Source organism: Thiomonas arsenitoxydans (genome assembly GCF_000253115.1).
Lineage (GTDB): Bacteria > Pseudomonadota > Gammaproteobacteria > Burkholderiales > Burkholderiaceae_C > Thiomonas > Thiomonas arsenitoxydans.
The window spans coordinates 1,751,814-1,777,022 of the sequence record NC_014145.1 but is presented as its reverse complement, the minus strand read 5'-3'; the positions used below and the strand labels follow the sequence as shown (position 1 = coordinate 1,777,022).

Genomic DNA, 25,209 nt, shown 5'->3' with positions numbered 1-25,209 from the left:
GAGGAAATCGAGGTGTGGCCAGGTCAATGCTCGCGCAACACGATCAGATCGGCAAGTTCGCGCAAGCGCTGGCTGGCCGCGCGTTGCGGCGGCGGCAGGGTGTCGAGTGCGGCCTGCGCCTTGTCGCGCAGACCATGCGCCAGCTTGCGCGCGGCGTCGAGACCCAGCGCCGAGACGTAGGTGGACTTGTTTTGCTGCGCGTCCTTGCCCGCGGTTTTTCCGAGGGTATGTGAATCGGCGGTGACATCCAGAATGTCATCCACCACCTGAAAGGCCAGGCCCACGGCGTCGCCATAGGTTTCCAGAGCCGTATACGTTTGCGCCGGATGCGCCGTATCGAACCCGCCGCAGGCTGCGCCCATCAGCACGCTGGCCTTGAGCAAGGCGCCGGTCTTGCGGCTGTGCATATGCATCAGATCGTCACCGCTGACCGCGCCTCCGGTCGCAAGAATGTCGAGCGTTTGGCCACCGGCCATGCCGTCAGCGCCGGAAGCCCGCGCCAGCAGCGCACATAGCCGCGCCTGCAGCGCCGGGGCGATGTCTGCCTCGGGCGTCAGCACTTCGTAGGCCAGGGCTTGCAAGGCATCTCCGGCTAGCAGCGCCAGGGCTTCGCCGAATCGCACATGGGTTGTGGGTTGGCCGCGCCGCAGCACGTCGTCGTCCATGCAGGGCAGATCGTCGTGCACCAACGAATAGGCATGCACCAATTCCACCGCGCAGGCGGCACGGTCGAGCGCCTGATCGTCGGCCTGCACACACTCGCCAGCCGCCCACACCAGCAGGGGGCGAACGCGCTTGCCTCCCATGGCCGCGGCATAGTGCATGGCCTCGTGCAACTGCGGCACCAGCGGATGCTCCGGCGGCACAAAGCGCTCGATCAACTGCTGGGCCCGAGCCTGGTGCTGGTGCAGCCAGTGATCAAAGGAGTGGTTGAGCGGCAGCACGCCCGGTTGGGTGGAACCCGGTGGCACGCTCTCCAACTGCAGCACCTCAGACACGGTCATCCTCCTCATCGGGTTCCGTGCGCAAGGGTTTGAGCTGCTCGCCATCGAGCACCTGAACCTGCTGCTCCACCGCCTGCAGTTTGCCGCGGCAGAACTGCAGCAGCAGATTGCCACGCTTGTAGGAAGACAGCGTGTCGTCGAGGCTGAGCTGCCCTCCTTCCATGGCCTGCACGATCTGCTCCAACTCGGCCAGCGCCTGTTCGTAGCTGGCTGGGGCCTGATCGGCATGGCGGGCAGTTTTGGCGGCGGGCATCTTGTGGCGAAGGGAAGAGAAGTGCCCATTTTAGGCGCGGCATCGCGGCTCGGCGTGAAGCATGGACTCTACAATCGGCCGCTGCATTAGGTAGGGGTTCTTTTCAACGAATTGTGGAGGTGCATCGCCATCATGTCCGATCTGAGCATTCGTCTGTCGCAAGATCATTTGCAATTGCCGGTTTCAACCTATTTCGATGACGACTTGTTCAAGCTGGAGCAGGAACAGATATTCCGCTCCGGCCCGCGCTATCTCGGACATGAACTCACGGTACCCAAGATCGGCGACTACGCCGCGCTCGCCCAGGAAGGTGAAGGCCGCGCGCTGATTCACGGGCCTGAAGGCATTGAACTGCTCTCCAACATCTGCCGCCACCGGCAGGCCGTGATGCTGCGCGGCATGGGCAGCACGGGCAAGAATATCGTGTGCCCGCTGCATCGCTGGACCTACGGTCTCGACGGTCAACTCGTCGGCGCCCCGCACTTCGAGCAAGACCCCTGCCTGCATCTGCAAACCTACCCGCTGCAGCGCTGGAACGGCATGCTGTTCGAGGACAACGGCTATCCCGTGGCCCAGACCATGGCGCAACTGGCCGTGCTCAAGGAGTTCGACTTCACCGGCTTTGTGCACGACCACACCGAAATGCACGTGTGCAACTACAACTGGAAGACCTTCATCGAGGTCTATCTGGAGGACTACCACGTCGTGCCCTTCCACCCCGGGCTGGGCAAGTTCGTCGATTGCAACGTGCTGCAATGGCAGTTCGCGCCGCAGTGGAGCGTGCAGACCGTGGGCGTTCATGAAGGTCTGCAGCACCCGGGCAGCGCGGTGTACAGCAAATGGCATCAGGCGGTACTCAACTTCCGCTCCGACAAAAAGCTGCCCGAACATGGCGCCATCTGGCTCACCCTCTACCCCAACATCATGCTGGAGTGGTATCCGCATGTGCTTGTGGTGTCCACGCTCTACCCGCTGGGCCCGCAGAAGACCCTGAACATGGTGGAGTTTTTCTACCCGGAAGAAATCGCAGCGTTCGAGCGCGAGTTCATCATGGCCGAGCGCGCGGCCTATATGGAAACCTGTGCAGAAGACGACGAAATCGCCGAGCGCATGGACGCTGGCCGCAAAGCGCTGTTTGAGCGCGGTGACGATCAGCACGGCCCCTACCAGTCGCCGATGGAAGACGGCATGCGCCACTTCCACGCCTGGTACCGCGACAAACTGCAGGTTCCAGCCTGAGCGGGCTGCAGACCCTTTTCAACCCGCATCGGAAGCCACCGTGCGGGTTTTTGCTTTATGGTTTCGCATTCCCTGCTTCGGAACAGACGCTACGCACCATGTCCTCACACTACACCACCCTGATTACCGCCTCCGAACTGGCCGCACTGCGTGACGCTTTCATCGTCGACTGCAGTCATGACCTCGCCCAGCCCGAAGCGGGCCAGCAGGCCTATGACCTGGCCCATATTCCTGGCGCGATCTTTCTTCACCTCGACCGCGATCTGTCCTCCCCAAAAAGCGGGCACAACGGTCGGCACCCTTTGCCTGATGCCGACGCCTTCGCAGCCCGACTCGCCCAACTCGGCCTGCGCCAAAACCAGCAGGTCGTCGCTTACGACCGAACCGGAGGCAGCTTTGCCGTGCGCCTGTGGTGGATGCTGCGCTGGCTCGGCCACGACGCGGTGGCCGTGCTCGACGGCGGCTGGCAGGTCTGGACGGCCGCTGGCGGCACGAGCGAGGGCACGGCGCCAGCGGCTAGGGTCCCGGGCGACTTCAGACGTCGCCCCACACTGGTGGGCGCCGTGCCTGCGCGCGGCGTGCTCGTCAACCTGCACAGCGGCAAGCACCTCGTTCTGGACGCGCGCGCGCCGGAGCGATATGCGGGCGAAGTCGAGCCGATTGATCCGGTCGGTGGGCATATTCCCGGGGCGAAAAACCGCTTCTTTCAGACCAATCTGCAGCCCGACGGCACCTTCAAATCGCGCGAGCAATTGCGCGAAGAATTCACCGCGCTGCTCGAAGACTGGGACCCGCGCGATGTGATCCATCATTGCGGCTCCGGCGTCACGGGCTGCCACAATCTGCTGGCGATGACCTACGCGGGCATGGACGGTAGCCTGCTCTACCCCGGCTCCTGGAGCGAGTGGTGCGCCGATCCGGCACGCCCCGTGGCAACCGGGCGCGCCCCCGGCAAGGTTTGATCTGCAACAAGCCCGCCAATACATTCGAGGAGCAGCATATGGATAGTGATTGAGGCTTATATCCACCGCAATCCCGATCAGTTCACCTACAGCTCACCTACTCTAAACGGAGATCGATATGTATAAAAAAATACTCGTCCCCACCGACGGTTCCGACACCGGGGCAAAAGTGATTCCCCATGCAGTAGCTTTGGCCAAAAGCTGTGGCGCTGCGGTGGTGGGCCTCAACGTCACCGACCCGTATCCCTACTCCGGCCTGGCCGAAACCGTGCCCATCACGGCGGATCAGTACCGCGTGCACGTCACGCAAGAGGCTGAAGACGCCCTCAAGCCCCTGCAGGACGCCTGCAAGGCCGCTGATCTGGCCTTCGAGCCCATCATTGCCGAAGACATCCACCCCTGGAAAGCCATGCTCGACGTGGCCAAGGAGCGCGGTTGCGATCTGGTGGTGATCGCCTCCCACGGACGCCGCGGCATGCAAGCCCTGCTACTGGGCAGCGAAACCCAGAAGCTGCTGACCCATTCCACCATTCCGGTACTGGTCCTGCGCTGACCAGCCATTCAAAAGGAGCACTCCCATGTTCAACCATCTACTCTTGTCCACCGACGGCTCAGAGCTCGCGGACAAGGCACTGCCCTACACCATCGAGCTAGCGAAAAAATTCGGCTCCAAAATCACCGTCTGCTCGGTCATCGATCTGTATCCCTACATCGGAGCGATCGAAGTCATGCCCGTCGGCATGGACCAGTGGCAGGACGAAGTGCGCAAACAGGCCAATGTGGCGCTGCAGCACATGAGCGAGCGCATCAATGCGGCCGGGCTGAGTTGCGACACCGTGGTGGAAGAAGACGCCCAAGCCTGGCGCGGCCTGCTCGCCGCCGCCGAAAAGCAGGGCTGCGACGCCATCGTCATTGCCTCGCACGGCCGCAGCGGCATGACCTCGGCCATGCTGGGCAGCCAGACCTCGCGGGTTCTGTCGCATTCCAAACTGCCGGTGCTGGTCGTTCGCTGAGGGCGTAGGCACCCCAAAAACCACCTCAGCCGCTGAGCAGTTTGTCCACCGGAAAAGTCTGCGGAAACCCTCGTTCCGTCTGACACATGCCGTCCTGCGGCGGCTCGTCGGCGGCGGCTACGGCAACCACCTGATGCTGACGCAGCCAGGCCAGCGCGCGGTTCCAGCCGTCCTGGGCGTCCTTGGCGTTGTAGCTGGGCCGGTAGTCCGCGTGAAAACCGTGACCGGCGTCGGGATACACCACGATTTCGGACGCCTTGGCCGCAGCGCTGCCGTCGGCAAGCGCCTTGCGCATCTGCTCGACTGATTCCTGCGTAATGCCCTGATCTTTGCCGCCGTAAAGACCGAGCACGGGCGCCTTGAGTTCCTTGACGATATCCACCGGGTTCTTGGGCGCCAAATCAGAAGGCGTGCCGACCAGGCGACCATACCAAGCCACTCCCGCCTGTACCGGCGCATGCGCGCAGTAAAGCCAGACCATGCGCCCGCCCCAGCAGAACCCGGTGATGCCGACATGGCCCGCCTTGCCGCCATTGGCCAGCGCCCAGTTTCGGCAGGCGTCCAGATCCTGCATCACCTGGACATCGGGCACTTTGGAGATGACCTTGCTCATCACCTCGGCGATGCTGCCATAGGCCATCGGGTCGCCTTGCCGCACGAACAGATCGGGCGCCAGCGCCAGATAACCCTGATGCGCGAAGCGCCTGGCGACATCGGCGATGTACTCGTGCACCCCGAAAATCTCCGACACCACCAGCACCACGGGCAGATCGGTCTTGCCCTTGGGCTGCGCCCGGTAGACCGGAATCTTCTGGCCGCCGGATTCGATCCGCACCTCTCCAGCGAGCAGGCCGTCCACAGAGGTTTGCACCACGGTCTGCGCGATCACCGGTCCTGCCGCTGCGGCGAAACCCACCCCCAGCGCGGTACGCACGAAATCACGCCGGGACAACTCGCCGTCGGGACGGCCCGGTGCGAGACTCTGGAATTGCGCCTTCAGATCTTCGTTCCACATCGCTGTCTCCTCACGTCGAAATGTGAGCAAATGCTACAGCGAGCCAATCCAGTGATGCAGATGGGGATAAATTGACCTACCCCGCCCCGCTCCGACACTGCGCCAGCAAGGCCGCGATGCCTTGCTTGCCGAGACGGCGCATCGTCGCCCGGTTGGCATGGTAGATGGCGGCCGCTTCTGGAAAAGCGGCCACCGCTCGGTCGATGCTGGATTCTCGGATGAGATGCAGCATGGGAAACGGCGAGCGATTGGTCGCGTTGGTCACGTCGTTCGGGCGAGCGCCGGCAAACCGATACTGCGGGTGAAAACTGGCGATCTGCAGGATGCCGCGCAGGCCGAGTTGTTCCACCCGCGCATCGGCCTCGTCGAGAAAGGCGTTGTACTGCGCGAAATGTGCGAGCGTGTGCGGGTGGATGAGCAAGGTGGTCTCCACCTCGTCGGGCGCGGTACGCATCAGCAGTTGCAGCTCATCGCCGAGGCGGCTCAGCAAGTCCTCGGGCGTCGTGGCCTCGCAATGGACATAGCGGATACGGCCTTTCACCTGCGGCGCCTTGGCAAAGGGGCACAGATTCAGCCCGATCACCATGCGGTCAACCCAGGCGCGGGTCTGCGCCACGACGGGATCGTTGAGCGATTGCGGGCGGTTCATGCCGTGCGTCAGGCGGCTTGTCGCCACTGCGCATCGAGCTGCGCGATCCACAGCGCCTTGTCGCCATTGGCGGCGAAGCTCGCTTCGAGGCTGTTGCGCAGCAGCGCGTAGGCCTGCGGCGCACCCAAGGCGGGTTGCGCGGCGAACAACTCGGTCAGGTTGTCGTTGATATACCCGCCGAAATACGCCGGATCGTCGGAATTGACCGTGACTTTCAGCCCAGCGGCCAGCAGCTGCGGCAGGTTGTGCTGTGCCAAGTCGGGCACCACGCACAGCCGCACATTCGACAGCGGGCAGACGGTGAGCGGCATCTGCTCACGGGCCAGACGCTGCATCAAGGCCGGGTCTTCGCTGGCGCGCACACCGTGGTCGATGCGCTCGACTTTCAGCACGTCGAGCGCGCCCAGCACATAGGCCGGCGGGCCTTCTTCACCGGCATGCGCCACGGCGTACAGCCCCATTTCGCGGGCGCGGGCGAACACGCGGGCGAACTTCTCGGGCGGATTGCCGCGCTCGGACGAATCGAGCCCGATGCCGATGAGATGGTCGAGCCAGGGCTGCGCGGCGTCGAGCGTCTGCAAGGCGTCTTCTTCGGGCAGGTGGCGCAGCACGCTCACAATCCAGCCGACACTCAGACCGAGTTCGTCCTGCGCCCGCTGCGCCGCCTGGATGAAGGCCGGCATGAACACCTCGAATCCGACGCCGCGCACGGTATGGCTCTGCGGATCGAAAAACGGTTCCACGCGCACCACATGATCGCGCGCGGCGCGCTGAAAATAAGCCCAGGCCAGATCGAAAAAATCCTGCTCGGTGCGCAGCACATCGCACCCGGCGTAATACAGATCGAGGAAGGACTGGAGGTCGCTGAAGGCATAGGCCTTGCGCAGCGCCTGGACATCGGCATACGGCAGCGACACGCCGTTGCGCTGCGCCAGCGCAAAGATCAACTCCGGCTCCAGCGTGCCCTCGATATGCACATGCAATTCAGCCTTCGGGCTGGCGCGCAGTAGATGGGCAACGCGCTCGGCAGGCAAGGCGGCGATGTCTGGACGGGACGGGGTGAGGTTGTCTGAAATCATTCGCACAGTTTAGGAGCAAGGCCTTGGAAATGCAGTTGCCTTCTCCCGAATTGCTGCCCTGCAAACCCCCTGCCCTTGCACTATGTTGTGCCTTACAAATCCAACTTCCAACAGGAGCACGGCATGATCGAACGCAGACCGTTTGAACAACTCGGCGGCGACCGCCTCGACTGGCTGGACACGCGGCACCACTTTTCATTTGCCGGGTATCACGACCCTCAGCGCATGAACTGGGGGGCGCTGCGCGTCTGGAACGACGACACCATCGCGCCATCGACCGGGTTTGCACCGCATCCCCACGCCGACATGGAAATCATCACTTATGTCCGCGAGGGCGCCATCACGCATGAAGACAGCCTCGGCAATCGCGGGCGCACCGAAGCGGGTGACGTGCAGGTGATGAGTGCCGGTACAGGAATCCGGCATTCCGAATTCAACCGGGAAGCCGTCCCGACGACCATCTTTCAGATCTGGATTCTGCCCAACCGTCGCGGTGAGTCGCCGGCCTGGGGCGCCAAGCCTTTTCCGAAAACCGACCGATCCGGCCGGTTCATCCCCCTGGCCAGCGGCATGAAAGACGACGCCGAAGCGCTTCCGATCCGCGCCGATGCCCGAGTGCTGGGCGCAACGCTCAAGGCAGGCGACTCGGTCGAGTACGCGCTGGGCGCGGGCCGCAGGGCCTATCTCGTTCCTGCACGGGGAAAGGTGGAGGTCAATGGCGTGAGTCTGCAAGCTCGCGACGGTGCTGCCATCCGCGACGAAACCCTGCTGCGTCTGACTGCCCTCGAAGAGGCGGAGGTCGTGCTGGTCGACGCCGCGGCCTGAATGAAAACGGGCCGGCTCATGCAGTCACCGGCCCGTTTTCAGCAAGCAAAACTCTGGTGGCTTACTGCCCCGGCACCTTGCCTTCCACACCCTTCACGTAGAACGTGATGCCGTGGAGGAATTTGTCGTCAGCCACCTGACCCGCCGCCACCATCGTCTTGCCAGACTGATCGACGATGGGGCCCTTCCAGATGCTGAAGCTGCCGTTCTTCAGACCGGCCTCGCGCTCGAGCACGGTCTTTTTCAGCGCCTCCGGCACGGCGGGACTGATGTCCTGCAGCTGAATGGTGTCGTGCTTCATGCCCCACCAGTATTGCGCGGGTTTCCAGTCGCCCTTGAGCACTTCGGCGGTGAGCATTTCATACAGCGGCGCCCAGTTGATCGTGGCCGAGGCCAGATGCGATTTACCGCCGAATTTGCTCATATTGCTGTCCCAGCCAAAACCGTACTTGCCCATTTTGGCCGCGGTCTGCAGCACGGCGGGCGAATCGGTGTTCTGGAACAGCACGTCGGCGCCCTGGTTGATGAGCGAGGTGGCGGCCTCGGTTTCCTTCGGCGGATCGAACCACTTGTTCACCCAGACGACCTTGGTCTTGATCTTCGGATTGACCGATTGCGCCCCGAGGGTGAAGGAGTCGATGTTGCGAATCACTTCTGGAATGGGCACTGAACCCACCACGCCCAGCACATTGGTCTTGGTCATGCCGCCGGCGAGCACACCGGCGAGGTAAGCGCCCTCATAGGTGCGGGCGTCGTAGGTGCCGACGTTCTTGGCGGTTTTATAGCCAGTGGCATGCTCGAACTTGATGTTCGGAAAGTCTTTGGCCACGCGCAGCACCGATTCCATATAGCCAAAGCTGGTGGCGAAAATCAGGCCGTCGCCCTGCTGCGCCAGATCGCGGAAGACGCGCGCCGAATCCGGGCCTTCCGGGACGCTCTCCACGAACTGCGTCTTGATCTTGTCGCCGAATTTAGCCTGCAGCGCCAGGCGAGCCTGGTTGTGCGCAAAGCTCCAGCCGGCATCGCCCACCGGGCCGACGTAGACGAAGCCGACCTTCAGCGGATCGGTGGCATGCGCAGGCACCGTGCTCATCGCCAGCACACTGGCCACGGCCGCAAGCGCGACCAGCGGTTTTTTCAACAGGGTTTTCAACATGGAGTCCTCCGTAAAAGTGATGTGAAACTGTATACAAAAATCGTGCCCGCGTGCGAGAAAAACTCACCCTCCGGGAGTGAACGGCTTGCCGATGGACGAAGGCATATTGATGCGAATCCACAGTGGGTTGCGCGACATCAGCGCCAGCACGACGATGGTGGCAATGTAAGGCAACATCGACAGGAATTGCGACGGAATCTGCACCCCGCTGCCCTGAAAAAAGAACTGCAGCATGGTCACGCCACCGAACAGATACGCGCCGAGCAGCACGCGCGCCGGGCGCCAGGTGGCGAAGGTGGTCAGCGCCAGCGCGATCCAGCCGCGCCCCGCCGTCATGCCCTGCACCCACAAGGGGGTGTAGATCACGGAAAGATAAGCGCCTGCAACACCCACCAGCGCGCCGCCGCACATCAAGGCTAGCAAGCGGATGCGCCGCACCGGATAGCCCAGGGCATGTGCCGATTCGGGGGACTCGCCCACCGCGCGCAGCACCAGGCCGGCGCGGGTACGGTCGAAAAACCAGATCAGACCAAGCGCCAGCAGCACAGTGAGATACACCATGAGATGATGGCGAAATAGCGCCGGGCCGATGAAGGGCAGATCGCTCAGCCCCGGAATGTCCCACGGCTGAAAGTTGGGCAGGGTCTTGCCGACATAGTCAATGCCGATAAAGGCCGACAGCCCGGCGCCGAACAGGGTGAGCGCCAGCCCGGTGGCGTATTGATTGGTGTTGAGCCAGATCACCAGCAGCCCCAAGGCGCCGGCCATCAGCGCGCCGGTCACGGCACCCGCGCCGAAGGCGGCCCACTGATTGCCGGTGTGCAGCGCCACGGCAAAGCCGATGACCGCGGCCATCAGCATCATGCCCTCAGCGCCGAGGTTGACCACGCCCGACTTTTCGTTGATCAGCAGGCCGAGCGAAGCCAGCGCCAGCGGCGTACCCGCGCTCAGGGTGGTGGCGATGAGAGAAGCGGCCATATCCATGCGTGATGTCCTTCAGCGCTTGAAACGGATGCGGTCGTAGATCAAGGTATCGCAGGCGAGCAGCGAAAACAGCAGCAGGCCCTGGAACACGCCCGTCATCGCATTGGGCAGGCCCAGACGCGACTGCGCCAATTCGCCACCGATGTAGAACATCGCCATCAGCGCGCCCGACAGCACGATGCCCACCGGATTGAGGCGGCCGACGAAGGCCACGATGATGGCCGCGAAACCATAGCCCTGCGAGACCTGTGGCGTGAGTTGCTGCAGCGGGCCGATGGCGTCGAGCGCCCCGGCCAGACCGGCGAACCCGCCCGACATCAGCAGCACCGTCCACAGCGCCTTGCGCGAGGAATACCCGGCGTAGCGCGCCGCGCCCGGCGCCAGCCCGCCCACCTGCAGCCGAAACCCGGCCACGCTGCGAAACAAAAACAGCCACACCAAACCCACTGAGACCAGCGCGATGGGGAAACCCCAGTTCAGCCGCGTGCCTTCAATCAAGTGGCCCAGCAGCGTGGGATCGGCAAACATCTTGGTCTGCGGAAAGTTGTAGCCCTCCGGGTCTTTCCACGGCCCGTAGACGAGGTAGTCGAGCAGGTATTGCGCGATATACACCAGCATCAGGCTGACCAGGATTTCGTTGGCGTTGAACCAGTCGCGCAGTGCCGCCACCAGCGCCGCCCACACCATGCCGCCCAGAATGCCGGCCAGCAAAATGGGCAGGACGATGACATGCGAGGTGTGGTCGCCTGCCAGCAGCGCCACGCCGCCGCCGAAAATCGCACCGAGGATGTACTGTCCTTCGGCGCCGATATTCCACACATTGCTGCGATAACAGGCCGCAAGCCCCAAGCCGATGAGAATGAGCGGCGTGGCCTTGAGCGCCAGTTCCGACAGGTTGTAGGCGCTCTTGACCGGCTCCCAGAAAAACATGCTCAGGCCGTGGACCGGGTTCTTGCCCATGGCCAGAAAAATGCCCACGCCGAAAGCCACGGTAATGCCCAGCGCCAACAGCGGCGACAGCCACACCATCCACCTTGAGGGCACGCCACGGGGCTCAAGCCGCAACATGGGCCACCTCCGTTGCGGTTTGCGCGGTAGTGGCCGGGCCTTGCGGCCACAGACCACTCATCCACATGCCGATCTGCTCGACCGTGGCGTCGGCACGGGCGATGGAGGGCGACAGCTTGCCGCGCGCCATCACCTGCAGCCGGTCGGCAATTTCGAACAGTTCGTCGAGTTCTTCCGAGATGACCAGCACAGCGCAGCCCCCGTCGCGTAACGCCAGCAGCTCGGCGCGGATCTGCGCCGCCGCACCCACGTCCACGCCCCAGGTCGGCTGCGCAACGATCAGCACGCGAGGACGACCGAGTATTTCGCGGCCCACGATGTATTTCTGCAGATTGCCGCCCGACAGGCTGCGCGCCGCGGCCTGCGGTCCGCTGGCCTTGACGCCAAATCGCTGGATGACCGCCTGCGCCTGCTCGCGCAGGGTCTGGCGGCGGATCAGGCCCCGCGTCGTCGCCTCGGCGGGGCGCGCGGTCAGCAGCATGTTCTGCTCCAGCGACAGCACCGGCACCGTGGCTCTTCCTAAGCGTTCTTCCGGGATGAAGTGCAGCCCGCGCTTGCGGCGCTGCCTCGGCCCTAGCGCTCCCACCGGCTCACCTGCCAGCAGCACGGCCGCGGGGCGAGCGCGCCGGTCTTCACCCGACAGCGCGGCGAGCAATTCCTGCTGGCCGTTGCCCGACACCCCGGCGATGCCCAGAATCTCTCCGGCCCGCACCTGCAGCGAGAGGTGGTCGATGGCCACGCTGAACTCGCCATCGCCCGGCAGGGCCAGATCGTCCACCTTCAGCAGCACCTCGCCCGCCTGCGACGGCCGGTGCTGCAGCTCGGGCGGATCGGCGCCGATCATCAGCCGCGACAGGCTGGCCTCGGTTTCCTGGGCCGGATCGACGCGGCCGCTCACCCTGCCCCCGCGCAGCACGGTGCAGTTGTGGCACAGGCTGCGGATTTCATCGAGCTTATGGCTGATGTAGAGAATGCTGCAGCCGTCTGCGGCGAGCTGGCGCAGCACCACGAACAGTTTTTCGACCGCCTGCGGCGTGAGCACCGAAGTCGGCTCGTCGAGGATGAGCAGCTTGGGATCGGCCAGCAGGCAGCGAATGATCTCCACCCGCTGGCGCTCACCGACCGACAGGGTGTGCACGGGGCGGCGCGGCGCGCAGTCCAGCCCGTAACGCGCCGAGATGTCCGCAATGCGGGTTTCGATGTCTGCCAGACTGACACCGCGCCCCAGTCCCAGCCAGATGTTCTCGGCGGCGGTGAGGGTGTCGAACAGCGAGAAGTGCTGATACACCATGGCGATGCCCAGCTCGCGGGCCATGCCGGGGTTTTTCATGCGAACGGACGCGCCGTTCCACACGATACTCCCGGCATCGGGCTGCACCGCGCCGTAGATGATTTTCATCAGCGTGGACTTGCCCGCGCCGTTCTCGCCCAGCACCGCATGGATTTCCCCGGGCTGCACCGCCAGGCTGATGTCGTCGTTGGCCTTGACGCCGGGATAGGACTTGCTGATGTGTTCGAGCGCGAGCCGCATGGGGAAATCGAATGAAGCGGAAAGACGGAATGCCGGATTGTCCTATACCTGACCTTGCGCAGATGCGGCCCGCAGCCCCAAACGATGCTGGCCTGATGCTGGCCTGATGCTGGCTCTATCCCGGCCGGTATCGCAACTGCCCCAGCACATAGGTGGCCGCGACATTGCGTTCGTCGGCCAGTAGCATCCACGCGAACAAACGCTCATGCAAGCTGCGTGCCATGTCTTGCCGCCGCTGCTGCACGGCACCCTCGGCCCAGCGCCACACCACCACGTCCGCCGCGGTGCCGGGGGCGAAGTGGCCGATTTCGTGCTCGAGATCGAGGGCGCGCGCCGCGCCTCGGGTGGCGGCGTAAAGCCCCTGCCAGGCCGTCATACGCTGGCCCTGCAGCGCCAGCACCTTGTAGCCATCGGCCAGGGTGCGCAACTGGCACAGACTGGTACCGCCGCCCACATCGCTCGCCGGGGCCACGCTCACGCCTGCAGCCTCGGCTTTGGCCCAGTCGAACAGGCCGCTGCCCAAAAAGAGGTTGGACGAAGGCGAGAAGGCGATACTGCTGCCGGTCTGCGCCATGCGCTGCCGGTCGGTATCGTCGAGCCAGATGCCATGCGCCAGAATGCTGCGGCGGGTGAGCAGACCGCGGCGGTCATAGACGTCGAGGTAGCTGCGGCTGTCGGGAAACAACTCGGCGATCCAGCGCACTTCGTCGCAGTTTTCGGCCACATGCGTCTGCATATAAAGCCCGCCGGCGCGCTGGGCGTAGCGTTGCAGCAAGCCACCGGCCATGGTCAGTTGGGCAGCGCTGCTGGTGGCGGCGAAGCGCGGGGTCACGGCGTAGGCCAGGCGGTCGACACCATGCCAGCGCTCGATCAGATCGATGCAGTCCTGCTCAGCCTGCACCACATCGTCGCGCAGGTCGGCCGGGCAGTTGCTGTCCATCAGCACCTTGCCGGTGATGAGCCGCATGCCCAGCCGCTGACCGACTGCGAACAGCGCCTCGCTGCTGGTCTTGTGCACCGTGGCGAACACCAGCGCCGACGTGGTGCCGTGCGCCAGCAGCGCCTGCAGAAAACGCTCGGCGCCCAGTTGGCTCAGCTCGGGGTCGGCGTAGCGCGCTTCGGCCGGGAAGGTGTAGCGCTCCAGCCAGTCGAGCAGCGCCGCACCGAAGGAGGCGATGACATCGAGCTGCGGCGCGTGCACATGGGTATCGATGAAGCCCGGCATCACCAGATGGCCGCGCCAGTCCTGCCGCGCCCAGCTCGCGTCGGGGGGCTCGTCGGCGGGCCGCACCGCATGCACCCGGCCTTGCTCGATCAGCAGCCAGCCGTCGGGCTCGAAGCGCACGGCGCCGGTGGCGTCTTCGCTCCAGCCGGGGTCGCGCAGGAAGTAGAGAATGTCGCCGCGCAAGGCCATGCGAGCTTGGCCGGGGGCGACGGTAGAGGCCAAAGTGTTCACAGCAGTCATCGATCGTCAGTCAGTCGGAGGGAAACAGCGCGTAGCGCAGCAAAAACAACCCCGCCACCACCCACAGGGCCGGATGCACCTCGCGTGCCCGCCCGGTCAGCAGCTTGAGCGCGGCGTACATGATGAAGCCGAACGCCAGGCCGTTGGCGATGGAATAGGTGAACGGCATGATCAGCGCCGCCAGCGCCGAGGGTACCGATTCGGTAATGTCGCTCCAGTCGATCTCCAGCAACTCGCGCATCATCAACCCGGCAACGTAGAGCAAGGCCGGGGCCGTGGCGTAAGCGGGCACGACGGCGGCCAGCGGCGCGATGAACAGCGCAGCGAGAAACAGCACGCCCACGGTCAGCGCCGTGAGCCCGGTGCGGCCACCCGCCTGCACGCCGGAAGCGCTTTCGATATAAGCCGTGGTGCTGCTGGTGCCGAGCAGCGAGCCGGAGAAAATGGCCAGGCTGTCGGCAAACAGCGCGCGCCCGAGGCCGCTCTGGCCGTCCTTGGCACCGTCTTTCAGCAGCCCGGCCTTGCGGGCGATGCCGGTGAGCGTGCCGGTGGCGTCAAAAATTTCCACCAGCACGAACACCAGAATGATGTGAAAAAACCCGGCATGCAGCGCGCCCAGAATGTCGAGCTTGAACAAGGTCGGCGCAATGCTCGGCGGCATCGACACGATGCCGTGATATTGGGTCAGCCCGAGCGCCATGCTGGCCAGCGTCACCGCCACGATGCCGATGAGAATGGCGCCGCGCACCCGCCAGTAATCGAGCAGCGCAATCAGCAGAAAGCCGCCGGCTGCCAGCACCACCGGCAGCGAGGCCAGATTGCCCAGCCCCACCTTGGTGGCCGGATTCGCCACCACGACCCCCGCGTTCGACAGCGCGATGATCGCCAGGAACATGCCGATCCCTGCCGCAATGGCGCTGCGCAGCGACTTCGGAATGCCCGCCACCAGCCACGACCGCACGCCGGTGATGGTCAGCAGAATGAAGATGCAGCCGGAGATGAAAACCGCCCCCAGCGCCTGCTCCCAGGTGAAGCCCATCCCCTTGACCACGGTGAAGGCGAAAAAGGCGTTCAGCCCCATGCCCGGCGCCAGTCCTATCGGCCAGTTGGCGACGAAGGCCATGATGAATGTGCCCAGGGCCGCCGCCAGACAGGTGGCGACGAACACGGCGCTGGCGTCCATGCCCGTGGTCGACAGAATCGACGGGTTGACGAAGATGATGTACGACATGGTGAGAAAGGTCGTCACCCCCGCCAGAATCTCGGTGCGCACATCGGTGCCGTGCACATCGAGCTTGAACAAAGTTTGCAGATTCATGAACAGTCTCCTGGGTTTAACGCCTCGCTCAGGGTGGCGAGGTCGATAGGCCCGTGCCGCATCGGCGCGGGGTTGATAAGGAGTTGAGAAGGAGGTCAGCCCGGTCGGGGGTCGGCGGCCTCACGAATATGCGCACGCAGCCAGCGGTGCGCGGCGTCCAGATGCACGCGGGCGTGCCACAGCAAGTAATAGGTCAGCGGCGGAAACGGCACCGGGCAGGGCAGGATGTGTACCGGCAAACCGGCATCCACATAGCGTTGGCAGAAGCGGCGCCCGGTGGTGAGCACCAGCAGGCTGCGCGCCACCAGCCCCGGAATCAGGTTGAAAAAGGCGCAATGCACCGTGACGTTGCGTTGCAGCCCCAGATGGTGCAGGTGCTGGTCGATCACGCCCTCGCCCACGGCGCGCAGCGGCGACGGCGCCACATGCTCGGCCTGCAGGTACTGCTCCAGATCCAGACCGCGCCGCAGCGCGGGGTGATCGGCGGCAACCAGACAGACGATTTCATCTTCGATCAGCGGCGCAAGGTGCAGATCCTGCGGCGGCTCCAGCCAGTTGCCCAGCACGGCATCGACATCGCCAGCGGCCAGCGCGCGGCGGTAATCCAGCGTGGCCGACAACGGCAGCACGTCCACCCCGCACAGCGGCGCTTCGCGTTTGAGCGTGGCGATGAGCTGCGGCAGAAAGGCCGGGTCCATATAGTCGGCCGCCACAAGGCGAAACTGCCGCGTGCTGTGCATCGCATCGAACGGACTGGCGCCGCCGAGCAAGCGCTGCGCTTCCCGCAGGATGCAGGCGCTCGGCTCGATCAGGCTGGCGCCGAAGGCCGTGGGCACCATCGCATTGCCGCTGCGCACCAGCAGTTCATCGCCGGTGATGCCGCGCAGGCGACGCAGCGCGGCGCTCACGGCGGGCTGGGTCGAGCCCAGCCGCATGGCGGCGCGGGACACGTTGGATTCGGTCAGCACGGTATGCAGTACCCGGATGAGATGCAGGTCAATGGAGTCCAGCGCATTGTTCATGGTGCAGCCCCTTGCGGCATCAGCCGCTTCGCATGTTTTGTATACAGTTCAGCATATGTCAATCGCGCCGGATCGTGGCCCAATACTTGCAGCATCGTGCTTCACTCTGTTTTCACCTATTCACCGCCTGATGGCCCGCTATCTGCCATGAACACCCAACCTATCCGCTTCGTCCATCGCGGCCAGATCACTGAAATCAGCGGTCTGCCCATCACGACCACCGTGCTGCAGTGGCTGCGCGAGCAGGTGCACCAGTGCGGCACCAAGGAAGGCTGCGCCGAAGGCGATTGCGGCGCCTGCACCGTGGTCGTGGCGGAGCTGGCCGATAGCATCAATCAAGATTGCGCCGCGGTGACCGTGGGATCGTTGCAGCTGCGTCCGATCAACGCCTGCATCCGCTACTTGCCCACTCTGCATGGCAAGGCGCTGTTGACTGTCGAAGACCTTCAGCGACTCGCCCCCGGCCGCCCGCTGCATCCGGTGCAGCAGGCCCTGGTCGATTGCCACGGCTCACAGTGCGGCTTCTGCACCCCCGGCTTCGCCATGTCGCTTTACGCAAGCTACGAGCGCCACCAGGGCGCGGGCACGCGGCCCACGCGGCAGCAACTCGCCGACGACCTGTCGGGCAATCTGTGCCGCTGCACCGGCTACCGCCCTATTCTCGATGCGGGTCAGGCGATGTTCGAGGCGCCAGCGGCGCGGCTCGACCCCGAGCCCCTTGCCGCGCTGCTGCGCCAGATTGCTGAGCGCACGACCGAGCCTTTTGTGCACGCCGCGCCCAACCCCGCCTATCCCGATGCGCGCGGTCAACCCCGCATCGACCATTTCATTGCCCCACGCACCCTTGAAGCTTTTGCCGCCGTCCGGGCCGAACGGCCAGAGGCCAGACTGCTGGCTGGCGCCACCGACATCGGCCTGTGGACCAACAAGCAGTTCCGCGATGTGGGCGATCTGCTCTATCTGGGCGATGTGCGCGAGTTGCATGAGGTGGAACACGACGGCCCCCAGCTTCGCATCGGCGCGGCCGTGCCGCTGGAAGATGCCTGGGCTGCGCTGGTGCAGCACTGGTCCGAGCTGCGCGAGATGGCGCTGCGCTTCGCCGGGCCGCCCGTTCGTCACGCCGGCACTCTCGGCGGAAATGTGGCCAACGGCTCACCCATCGGCGACAGCGCGCCCGTGCTGCTCGCGCTCGACGCCGTACTGCTGCTGCAGCGCGGGCCGACCCTGCGACGGCTGCCGCTTGCAGATTTCTATCTCGACTATATGAAAAACGCCCTGCAGCCCGGTGAGTTCCTGCGGGCCATCGAGTTGCCTCTGCCCACCCCGAGCGAAACCCCGCGGCAGGCGCTGCGGCTGCGCGCCTACAAACTCTCCAAACGCTACGACTGTGACATCTCGGCGGTGAGCTGCGGCCTGGCCCTGCGGCTGGATGCGCAAGGCCGCGTCAGCCATGCGCGTCTGGCCTTCGGCGGCATGGCCGCGGTGGTCAAGCGCGCGGCGCAGGCCGAAGCCGCGCTGCTGGGCGAACCGTGGAGTGAAGCCAGCGTGCGCGCGGCCATGCAGGCGCTCGACGCCGACTTCCAGCCCTTGACCGATCTGCGCGCCAGCAGCGTCCATCGGCAGCGCGTGGCGCGCAATCTGCTCTGGCGATTCTGGCTGGAAACCCGTCTCGAAGCGCCCCTGCCTGCCAGCCAGACCCGCGTCTGGGCGGAACTTCAACCAGCGCTGCACACGGTTTGAGGACCGCACCATGAACAAACCCCACGACCTCTTAGCCCGATCTCCCGCCATTCCGAACTTTTCCCGCCAGGACAACACGCCGTGGAGCAAAGCCGAATGGCCCGCCCTGCGCGAGGGCGCCCGAGTCGGAGTTAGCCCGCCGCACGAATCGGCGCATCTACACGTCAGCGGTCAGGCCACGTACACCGACGACGCGCCCGAACTGCACGGCACACTGCACGCGGCGCTGGGGCTTTCTTCCCTGGCGCACGGCAAGCTGCTCGGCATCGACCTCGCCCGCCTGCGCGCCCAGCCCGGCGTGGTGGCCGTGTTCTCCGCCGCCGACATTCCGGCGACGAATGACTGCGGCCCCGTGGTGCACGACGATCCCATTCTGGCCGACGGCACGCTGCGCTTCGTCGGTCAGCCGGTCTTCCTGGTTGTGGCCACCACGCAGACCCTCGCGCGCCGCGCGGCGGCCCTGGCACGTGAGGTGATCCAGACCGAGGCCCTGCCGGCGGTGCTCACCGCCCGCGAAGCCCATGCCCAGGGCCAATATGTGCTGCCCCCCATGCACCTGACGCGCGAGACGGCGCCCGGCGAACTCGAACGGGCGATGGCCTGCGCCCCGCATCGCCTGCAAGGCAGCTTGAGCGTGGGCGGGCAGGAGCAGTTCTACCTCGAAGGCCAGGTGGCCTATGCCATGCCCACCGAAAACTCGGGGCTGCGCGTGCTGTGCTCCACCCAGCACCCCAGCGAGATGCAGCATGTCGTCGCCCACATGCTGGGGTGGATGCAGCATCAGGTGCAGGTGGAATGCCGACGCATGGGCGGCGGCTTCGGCGGCAAGGAATCGCAGTCGGCGCAATTCGCCTGCTGCGCGGCGCTGGCTGCCCACTTGCTGCAAAAGCCGGTGAAGCTGCGGCTCGACCGCGACGACGACTTCCTCATCACCGGCCGGCGCCACGGTTTCGAGTACGACTACGCCGTGGGCTTCGATGACGACGGTCGCATCCTCGCCTACGAGGTGACCTTGATCGCCAATGCCGGGCATTCCGCCGATCTCTCCGGCGCGGTGCTCACCCGGGCCATCTGTCATGTGGACAACGCCTACTGGCTGCCCAATGTCGCCATCCACGGTTTCGTCGCCAAGACCAACACCCAGAGCAACACCGCCTTCCGCGGCTTCGGCGGGCCGCAAGGCGCCCTCGTCACCGAATTCGTGCTCGACTCCATCGCGCGCAAATTGGGGCATGACGCGCTGCAGGTCCGCCGCGCCAATTTCTACGGCATCGGCCGGAACAACCACACGCCCTACGGCCAGGGCGTGACCGACAACGTCATCTCCCCGCTGGTGGACCAGCTGGTGCAGAGCGCCGACTACGCTGCGCGCCGCACCGCCATTACTCGCTTCAACGCCCACAGCCCGGTGCTCAAGAAGGGGCTGGCGCTCACCCCGGTCAAGTTCGGCATCTCGTTCAATGTCGTGCACCTGAACCAGGCGGGCGCACTCGTTCACATCTATACCGATGGCAGCGTGCTGGTGAACCACGGCGGCACCGAAATGGGGCAAGGGCTGAACACCAAGGTGGCGCAAGTCGTCGCCGAGGAACTGGGGCTGGATTTCGCCGCCGTGCGCTGCACCGCCACCGACACCCACAAGGTGGCCAACACTTCGGCCACCGCCGCCTCTACCGGGGCCGACCTCAATGGCATGGCCGCACTCGACGCCGCGCGCACCCTGCGCCAGCGCCTGGCGGCGTTCGCCGCCGAACAGCACGGCGGCCGCACCGAGTCGGTGCGCTTCAGCGGTGGCATGGTGCACGCGGGCAACACCACCCTGCCCTTTGCCGCCCTGGTGCAGCAGGCCTATTTGGCCCGGGTGCAGTTGTGGAGCGACGGCTTCTACACCACGCCCGACCTGCATTGGGATGCCAAGACGCTGACCGGCCACCCGTTCTACTACTTCGCCTACGGCGCCGCGGTCAGCGAAGTGCTGGTCGATACCCTCACCGGCGAATGGCGCCTGCTGCGCGCCGATCTGCTGCACGATGCCGGGAGGTCGCTCAATCCGGCCATCGACATCGGGCAGGTCGAAGGCGCGTTCATTCAGGGCATGGGCTGGCTCACGACGGAAGAACTGGTGTGGCAGGCGAAAACCGGGCGGCTGCTCACCCACGCCCCCAGCACCTACAAAATTCCCACCGCCAACGACTGCCCGCCCTCGTTTCGCACCGCGCTGTTCGATAACCCCAACGCCCAGCCGACTATCCATCGCTCCAAGGCCGTGGGCGAGCCGCCTTTGCTCTTGCCCTTCTCGGTGCTGCTGGCGATACGCGATGCCATTTCCGCCGTCGGCGACCATGGCACCGACCCACCGCTGCGCGCGCCAGCCACACCTGAAGCCATCCTCGACGCCATCGAGGCGGTGCGCATCCAGCAGAGTTCGACAGCGCCATGAAACGCGAACCCGCACCGCTCAACCTGCTTGACGGCGAACCCGCGCAGACGCCCTGGGTCTGCGTCACCCTCAGCCGGGTGCGCGGCTCCGCGCCGCGCGAACAAGGCGCCTGCATGCTGGTGGGCACCACACAAACCCGCGGCAGCATCGGCGGCGGACATCTGGAATACAAGGCCATCGCCACCGCGCGGCAACTGCGGGCGCGCTGGGCCGCCGGGGCTGCGGCCGAACCCCACCTCGAAAGCCACGCCCTCGGCCCCGCACTCGGGCAATGCTGCGGCGGCCACGTCGAGCTTCGCTACGAGCTCGCGACCAGCAGCGCGCTTCCCGTTCCCGTCCCGCTGTTCCATCTGCAGCTTTTCGGCGCGGGCCATGTCGGTCGGGCGCTGGTGCGCGCCCTGCGGCCGCTGCCTTGTCACATCGACTGGATCGATGAGCGCGAGCAGGAGTTTCCGCTAGACGCCTTCGCGCCCGAAGTCGGCGGCGAGTGGCCCTCCACGCTGCGCGTGCTGGCGGTGGACGCCCCGGAAGCCGAAATCGCCACCGCGCCGCCCGGCGCGTTCTATCTGGTGATGACCCACAGTCACGACCTCGACTTTCACCTGGGCGAAACCATTCTGCGACGCGCCGACATCGGCTGGTTCGGCCTCATCGGCTCCGCCACCAAACGCGCGCGCTTTCTGCGGCGCTGGCGCGAACGCGGTGTTTCCGAGTCGGCGCTGGAGCGGCTGGTCTGCCCAGTGGGCATCCCCGGCATTCCGGGCAAGGCGCCAGAGGTGATCGCCGCCTCGGTGGCGGCGCAGTTGCTTCAGGTTGCCGGACAGGTCGGCAAACAAGCAGGCTGACGGACAAGCTGAGCAGGCGCCAGCCCGCCCCGCGTCAATCGTCCAGCAAATTAGCGTCGCGCACCGCGCCCTTGTCGGCGCTGGTCACCAGCTTGGCATAGGCCTTGAGCGCCTGGCTCACCTTGCGGGCGCGCGGCGCCGCGGGCTTCCAGCCCCGGGCATCCTGCTCGGCGCGGCGGCGGGCCAGTTCGTCGTCGCTCACATCCACCCGCACCAGGCGGTTGGGAATATCGATGACGATGCGGTCGCCCGTGCGCACCAGGCCGATGGCGCCGCCCTCGGCCGCTTCGGGCGATACATGGCCGATGGACAGCCCCGCCGTTCCGCCCGAGAAGCGGCCGTCGGTGATGAGGGCACAGACCTTGCCCAGGCCCTTCGATTTGAGATAGCTCGTCGGGTAGAGCATTTCCTGCATGCCGGGGCCGCCGCGCGGGCCTTCATAGCGGATGACGACCACATCGCCCGGCTTCACCTGCCCGCCCAGAATTGCCTCGACCGCCGCGTCCTGGCTTTCCAGCACCACGGCGGGGCCGGAGAAGGTGAGGATGCTCTTGTCCACCCCGGCGGTCTTGACGATGCAGCCGCGTTCGGCCAGATTGCCGAACAGCACGGCTAGCCCGCCGTCGGTGCTGTAGGCGTGCGCGACATCGCGGATGCAGCCATTGGTGAGGTCGGTGTCCAGCGTGTCGTAACGGCAGCTCTGCGAAAACGCCTTCGTGCTGCGCACACCCGCCGGGCCTGCGCGGTAAAAGGCCTGCACGTCGTCGCTGGGCTGGCGCGCCACGTCCCAGGTATCGAGCGCGGCGGCCAGCGAGGGCGCATGCACCGTCGGCACGCGGGTATCGAGCAGCTTGGCGCGGTCGAGCTCGCCCAGAATGGCCATCACGCCGCCGGCGCGGTGCACATCTTCGAGGTGATAGTGGCTCGACGGCGCGACCTTGCACAGCGTGGGCACCTTGCGCGACAGGCGGTCGATGTCGCCCATGCCGAAATCGACGCCGCCTTCCTGCGCGGCCGCCAGCAGGTGCAGCACCGTGTTGGTCGAACCACCCATGGCGATATCCAGCGACATCGCGTTCTCGAACGCCGCCTTGCAGGCGATGCGGCGCGGCAGCACGCTGTCGTCGTTGCCTTCGTAATAACGGCGGGCCAGATCGACGATGGTGCGCCCGGCGCGGCGGAACAGTTGCTCGCGGTCGGTGTGCGTGGCCACCAGCGAGCCGTTACCCGGCAGCGAAAGACCCAGCGCCTCGGTCAGACAGTTCATCGAGTTGGCGGTGAACATGCCCGAGCACGACCCGCAGGTCGGGCAGGCCGAGCGTTCGATGGCCTGCACGTCGTCGTCAGACACCTTGTCGTCGGCCGCGGCCACCATGGCGTCGATCAGGTCGAGCGAAATCACCTTGCCGGCCAGCCGTGTCTTGCCGGCCTCCATCGGCCCGCCCGACACGAAAACCACCGGAATGTTCAGCCGCAGCGCGGCCATCAGCATGCCCGGGGTGATTTTGTCGCAGTTGGAAATGCACACCAGCGCGTCGGCCGTATGCGCGTTGCACATGTACTCCACGCTGTCGGCAATGATGTCGCGCGACGGCAGGCTGTAGAGCATGCCGTCGTGCCCCATGGCGATGCCGTCATCCACCGCGATGGTGTTGAACTCCTTGCCCACCCCGCCCGCGCGCTCGATTTCCTCGATGACCAACTGGCCGAGATCTTTCAGATGCACATGGCCGGGCACGAACTGGGTGAACGAATTGGCCACCGCGATGATGGGTTTGCCGAAATCGCCGTCCTGCATGCCGGTGGCGCGCCACAGTGCGCGGGCGCCCGCCATATTGCGTCCGGAAGTGCTGGTACGGGAACGGTAGGCGGGCATGGGGCGGTTCTCCTGCGGGGAAATGATGGACAAAGAGGCAGATTGTCCCGCCCCTCGGCTATATTGAACAATACATTTTTTATGGCAGCGCTATATGCCAAACGAATCATGGAACTGCGGCAGCTCCGGTACTTTGTGAGCATTGCGGAACAAGGCAGCTTCTCGCGCGCGGCCGAGCGGCTGCACATCTCGCAGCCGCCGCTGTCCACCCAGATCAAGGCGCTTGAAGACGAAGTGGGCGCCCGATTGCTTGAGCGCAGCAACCGCGGCGTGACGCTCACCGCTGCGGGTGCCGCCTTCTTTGAAGACATCCGCTCCGTCCTCGCACAGCTCGAACACGCCGTCGAGCGGGTGCGCCAGGCCGAGCGTGGCGATGCGGGCACCCTGTCCATCGGCTTCGTCTCCATCGCCGACTTCGGCATCCTGCCGCCCACCCTCAAGAGTTTTCGCGCGCGGTATCCGCGAGTGGACGTGCAGCTGCACGAACTCACCACCGATGCCCAGATCCGCGAGCTTCGTGCCGCCGAACTCGATCTGAGCATCGGCCTCGCCCCCGTGGACGAGCCCGGACTGACCTTCACCCCCTTGCTGCAAGAGCCGCTGATGCTCGCCGCCCCGACCGCCCACCCCGTCCTACGAGAAGGCAGCGGCGCCGTCGATCTACGCGCCCTCGCCAAAGAACCCTTCATCGTGCCGCCCCGCAACATCGGCCCCGGCCTGTACGACCTCACCCTTAGCCTGTGTCAGGCCAGCGGTTTCGCCCCCCGCATCACCCAGCACGCCCGGCAGATGCAAACCGTCATCGGCCTGGTCTCCTGCGGCATGGGCGTGGCTCTCGTGCCGGCTTCACTACGCCAGCTAAAACGCCCCGGCGTGCAGTACCGCCCCCTGCTCGGCCAACCCGCCAACATCGAACTCGGCATTCTTCAACTGTCCCAGACGTCCAATCCCCTGCGGGAGAATTTCATCCGGGCGCTACAAGAAGCTGCGCAAGGTCTGGCGCAGACGTAGGCCACTGCGGTCATTGACTGAGACTGAATTCAGACCAAATTCAGACTGAATTCACCCCGGAGGCCCCATGCAATCCGTCAGCAACATCAAATCCATCTCCTACCTCAAAAGCCACGCCGCCCAGATATCCGAAGATCTGGAATTGAACGGCACTCCCTATGTCATCACCCAAAATGGCGAGGCCAGCATGGTGATTGAGCATGTCAAACAGTTTCAGGAAAAAGAAGCGCTCATTGCCGCGCTCAAAATCATCGCCCTCGGCGAGAATGACCAGCAACAGGGGAAAGCGCTTTCAGTCGAGGAATCACGCGCCCAACTAAAAGCTGCCCGCCAGCACCGTAGATAATGGCCATCATCCTTCCTGACGCACAGGACGATTTGCTGTCGCTGCAAGACTACATGCTAGATCAATGGGGAGAATCAGCCTGGGGGCTTGCAGAAGATGAAATTTTTGAAAAATTGCACCTGATAGAAACAGGCTTTGTAGACGGCTCACCGATTCCAGAACTGGCTGCTGTAGGCATCACCATTTATAAAACGCCTATACATCCCACCACCAACTGGTCTATCAACGACTTGACGGAAAAACCTATCTCTACCTCGCAGCAGGCCACCGTCAGGATTATACAAACATACTTCTCAAACGACTTCTTCGCAGGTGATGGTCCAGGCAAAGAAACCTTGCAAGGGCAAATCTAGGATAGATTCGTTTTA

General features: G+C 64.9%; 24 protein-coding genes. 11 read left to right on the top strand and 13 right to left on the bottom strand.

What is annotated here, in order from left to right; all coding sequences use genetic code 11:
• Positions 1 to 23: 23 nt before the first annotated feature.
• Complete coding sequence (locus THI_RS08175; protein ID WP_013105783.1) at positions 24 to 1,004, bottom strand: polyprenyl synthetase family protein; 981 nt, start codon at positions 1,002 to 1,004, stop codon at positions 24 to 26.
• Complete coding sequence (locus tag THI_RS08170; protein WP_013105782.1) at positions 991 to 1,257, bottom strand: exodeoxyribonuclease VII small subunit; 267 nt, start codon at positions 1,255 to 1,257, stop codon at positions 991 to 993. Before THI_RS08170 ends, THI_RS08175 begins: the two co-directional genes overlap by 14 nt.
• 132 nt (positions 1,258 to 1,389) lie before the next feature.
• Between THI_RS08170 and THI_RS08165 the strand changes: the two genes are divergently transcribed.
• From THI_RS08165 to THI_RS08150, 4 genes are all read left to right on the top strand, one after another.
• Entirely contained in the window at positions 1,390 to 2,496 is a 1,107-nt protein-coding gene (locus THI_RS08165; RefSeq protein WP_013105781.1) for an aromatic ring-hydroxylating oxygenase subunit alpha, read from the top strand.
• A gap of 98 nt (positions 2,497 to 2,594) precedes the next feature.
• On the top strand, positions 2,595 to 3,458 hold the full coding sequence (locus THI_RS08160; protein ID WP_013105780.1) for a sulfurtransferase: 864 nt from the start codon (positions 2,595 to 2,597) through the stop codon (positions 3,456 to 3,458).
• 118 nt (positions 3,459 to 3,576) lie between these two features.
• A complete protein-coding gene (locus THI_RS08155; protein WP_013105778.1) occupies positions 3,577 to 4,011 on the top strand; it encodes a universal stress protein in 435 nt (144 codons plus the stop codon).
• A gap of 25 nt (positions 4,012 to 4,036) precedes the next feature.
• Entirely contained in the window at positions 4,037 to 4,471 is a 435-nt protein-coding gene (locus THI_RS08150; RefSeq protein ID WP_013105777.1) for a universal stress protein, read from the top strand.
• Positions 4,472 to 4,496: 25 nt separating this feature from the next.
• Here THI_RS08150 and THI_RS08145 read toward each other — a convergent pair whose 3' ends face one another.
• From THI_RS08145 to THI_RS08135, 3 genes are all read right to left on the bottom strand, one after another.
• Entirely contained in the window at positions 4,497 to 5,486 is a 990-nt protein-coding gene (locus tag THI_RS08145) for a dienelactone hydrolase family protein (protein ID WP_013105776.1), read from the bottom strand.
• Positions 5,487 to 5,562: 76 nt separating this feature from the next.
• Positions 5,563 to 6,135 carry a DUF1415 domain-containing protein gene (locus THI_RS08140; protein WP_013105775.1) on the bottom strand — a complete coding sequence of 191 codons (573 nt, stop codon included), beginning with the start codon at positions 6,133 to 6,135 and terminating at the stop codon, positions 5,563 to 5,565.
• An 8-nt stretch (positions 6,136 to 6,143) separates the two neighbouring features.
• A complete protein-coding gene (locus tag THI_RS08135) occupies positions 6,144 to 7,214 on the bottom strand; it encodes an adenosine deaminase (RefSeq protein WP_013105774.1) in 1,071 nt (356 codons plus the stop codon).
• 123 nt (positions 7,215 to 7,337) lie between these two features.
• On the opposite strand from THI_RS08135, the gene THI_RS08130 reads away from it, so the two are divergent.
• Entirely contained in the window at positions 7,338 to 8,039 is a 702-nt protein-coding gene (locus THI_RS08130) for a pirin family protein (RefSeq protein ID WP_013105773.1), read from the top strand.
• Between the two features lie 61 nt (positions 8,040 to 8,100).
• Here the strand turns inward: THI_RS08130 and THI_RS08125 are convergent, their stop codons facing one another.
• The 7 genes from THI_RS08125 to THI_RS08095 all read right to left on the bottom strand — a co-directional run bounded on the left by THI_RS08125 (position 8,101) and on the right by THI_RS08095 (position 16,583).
• Complete coding sequence (locus tag THI_RS08125) at positions 8,101 to 9,195, bottom strand: BMP family ABC transporter substrate-binding protein (protein ID WP_013105772.1); 1,095 nt, start codon at positions 9,193 to 9,195, stop codon at positions 8,101 to 8,103.
• A gap of 63 nt (positions 9,196 to 9,258) precedes the next feature.
• Positions 9,259 to 10,179 carry an ABC transporter permease gene (locus THI_RS08120; protein WP_013105771.1) on the bottom strand — a complete coding sequence of 307 codons (921 nt, stop codon included), beginning with the start codon at positions 10,177 to 10,179 and terminating at the stop codon, positions 9,259 to 9,261.
• A gap of 12 nt (positions 10,180 to 10,191) precedes the next feature.
• Positions 10,192 to 11,247 (bottom strand): ABC transporter permease, encoded by a 1,056-nt coding sequence (locus tag THI_RS08115; RefSeq protein WP_013105770.1) that lies wholly within the window; start codon positions 11,245 to 11,247, stop codon positions 10,192 to 10,194.
• Positions 11,234 to 12,778, bottom strand: a complete 1,545-nt coding sequence (locus THI_RS08110; protein ID WP_013105769.1) for an ABC transporter ATP-binding protein — start codon at positions 12,776 to 12,778, stop codon at positions 11,234 to 11,236. The genes THI_RS08115 and THI_RS08110 overlap by 14 nt, the downstream gene beginning before the upstream one ends.
• 115 nt (positions 12,779 to 12,893) lie before the next feature.
• Complete coding sequence (gene guaD / locus THI_RS08105) at positions 12,894 to 14,243, bottom strand: guanine deaminase (RefSeq protein ID WP_013105768.1); 1,350 nt, start codon at positions 14,241 to 14,243, stop codon at positions 12,894 to 12,896.
• 10 nt (positions 14,244 to 14,253) lie between these two features.
• A complete protein-coding gene (locus THI_RS08100) occupies positions 14,254 to 15,561 on the bottom strand; it encodes an NCS2 family permease (RefSeq protein ID WP_013105767.1) in 1,308 nt (435 codons plus the stop codon).
• 95 nt (positions 15,562 to 15,656) lie between these two features.
• Positions 15,657 to 16,583: a LysR family transcriptional regulator gene (locus THI_RS08095; protein WP_013105766.1), complete on the bottom strand. Its 927-nt coding sequence runs from the start codon at positions 16,581 to 16,583 to the stop codon at positions 15,657 to 15,659.
• A 147-nt stretch (positions 16,584 to 16,730) separates the two neighbouring features.
• On the opposite strand from THI_RS08095, the gene xdhA reads away from it, so the two are divergent.
• Genes xdhA through xdhC form a run of 3 tightly spaced genes read left to right on the top strand, consistent with a single transcriptional unit; the run spans position 16,731 to position 21,608 of the window.
• Complete coding sequence (gene xdhA, locus THI_RS08090) at positions 16,731 to 18,323, top strand: xanthine dehydrogenase small subunit (protein ID WP_013105765.1); 1,593 nt, start codon at positions 16,731 to 16,733, stop codon at positions 18,321 to 18,323.
• Between the two features lie 10 nt (positions 18,324 to 18,333).
• A complete protein-coding gene (gene xdhB / locus THI_RS08085; RefSeq protein WP_013105764.1) occupies positions 18,334 to 20,763 on the top strand; it encodes a xanthine dehydrogenase molybdopterin binding subunit in 2,430 nt (809 codons plus the stop codon).
• The gene (gene xdhC / locus THI_RS08080; protein ID WP_013105763.1) at positions 20,760 to 21,608 is read left to right on the top strand and encodes a xanthine dehydrogenase accessory protein XdhC; all 849 of its coding nucleotides are present in this window, start codon (positions 20,760 to 20,762) and stop codon (positions 21,606 to 21,608) included. Before xdhB ends, xdhC begins: the two co-directional genes overlap by 4 nt.
• A 34-nt stretch (positions 21,609 to 21,642) precedes the next feature.
• Here the strand turns inward: xdhC and ilvD are convergent, their stop codons facing one another.
• On the bottom strand, positions 21,643 to 23,484 hold the full coding sequence (gene ilvD, locus THI_RS08075; RefSeq protein ID WP_013105762.1) for a dihydroxy-acid dehydratase: 1,842 nt from the start codon (positions 23,482 to 23,484) through the stop codon (positions 21,643 to 21,645).
• A gap of 108 nt (positions 23,485 to 23,592) precedes the next feature.
• Here ilvD and THI_RS08070 point away from each other — a divergent pair, with 108 nt between their 5' ends.
• From THI_RS08070 to THI_RS08060, 3 genes are all read left to right on the top strand, one after another.
• Positions 23,593 to 24,495, top strand: a complete 903-nt coding sequence (locus tag THI_RS08070; protein ID WP_013105761.1) for a LysR family transcriptional regulator — start codon at positions 23,593 to 23,595, stop codon at positions 24,493 to 24,495.
• A gap of 67 nt (positions 24,496 to 24,562) precedes the next feature.
• Positions 24,563 to 24,841 carry a type II toxin-antitoxin system Phd/YefM family antitoxin gene (locus THI_RS08065; protein WP_013105760.1) on the top strand — a complete coding sequence of 93 codons (279 nt, stop codon included), beginning with the start codon at positions 24,563 to 24,565 and terminating at the stop codon, positions 24,839 to 24,841.
• Positions 24,841 to 25,194, top strand: a complete 354-nt coding sequence (locus tag THI_RS08060; protein WP_013105759.1) for a type II toxin-antitoxin system RelE/ParE family toxin — start codon at positions 24,841 to 24,843, stop codon at positions 25,192 to 25,194. Before THI_RS08065 ends, THI_RS08060 begins: the two co-directional genes overlap by 1 nt.
• Positions 25,195 to 25,209: the final 15 nt, after the last annotated feature.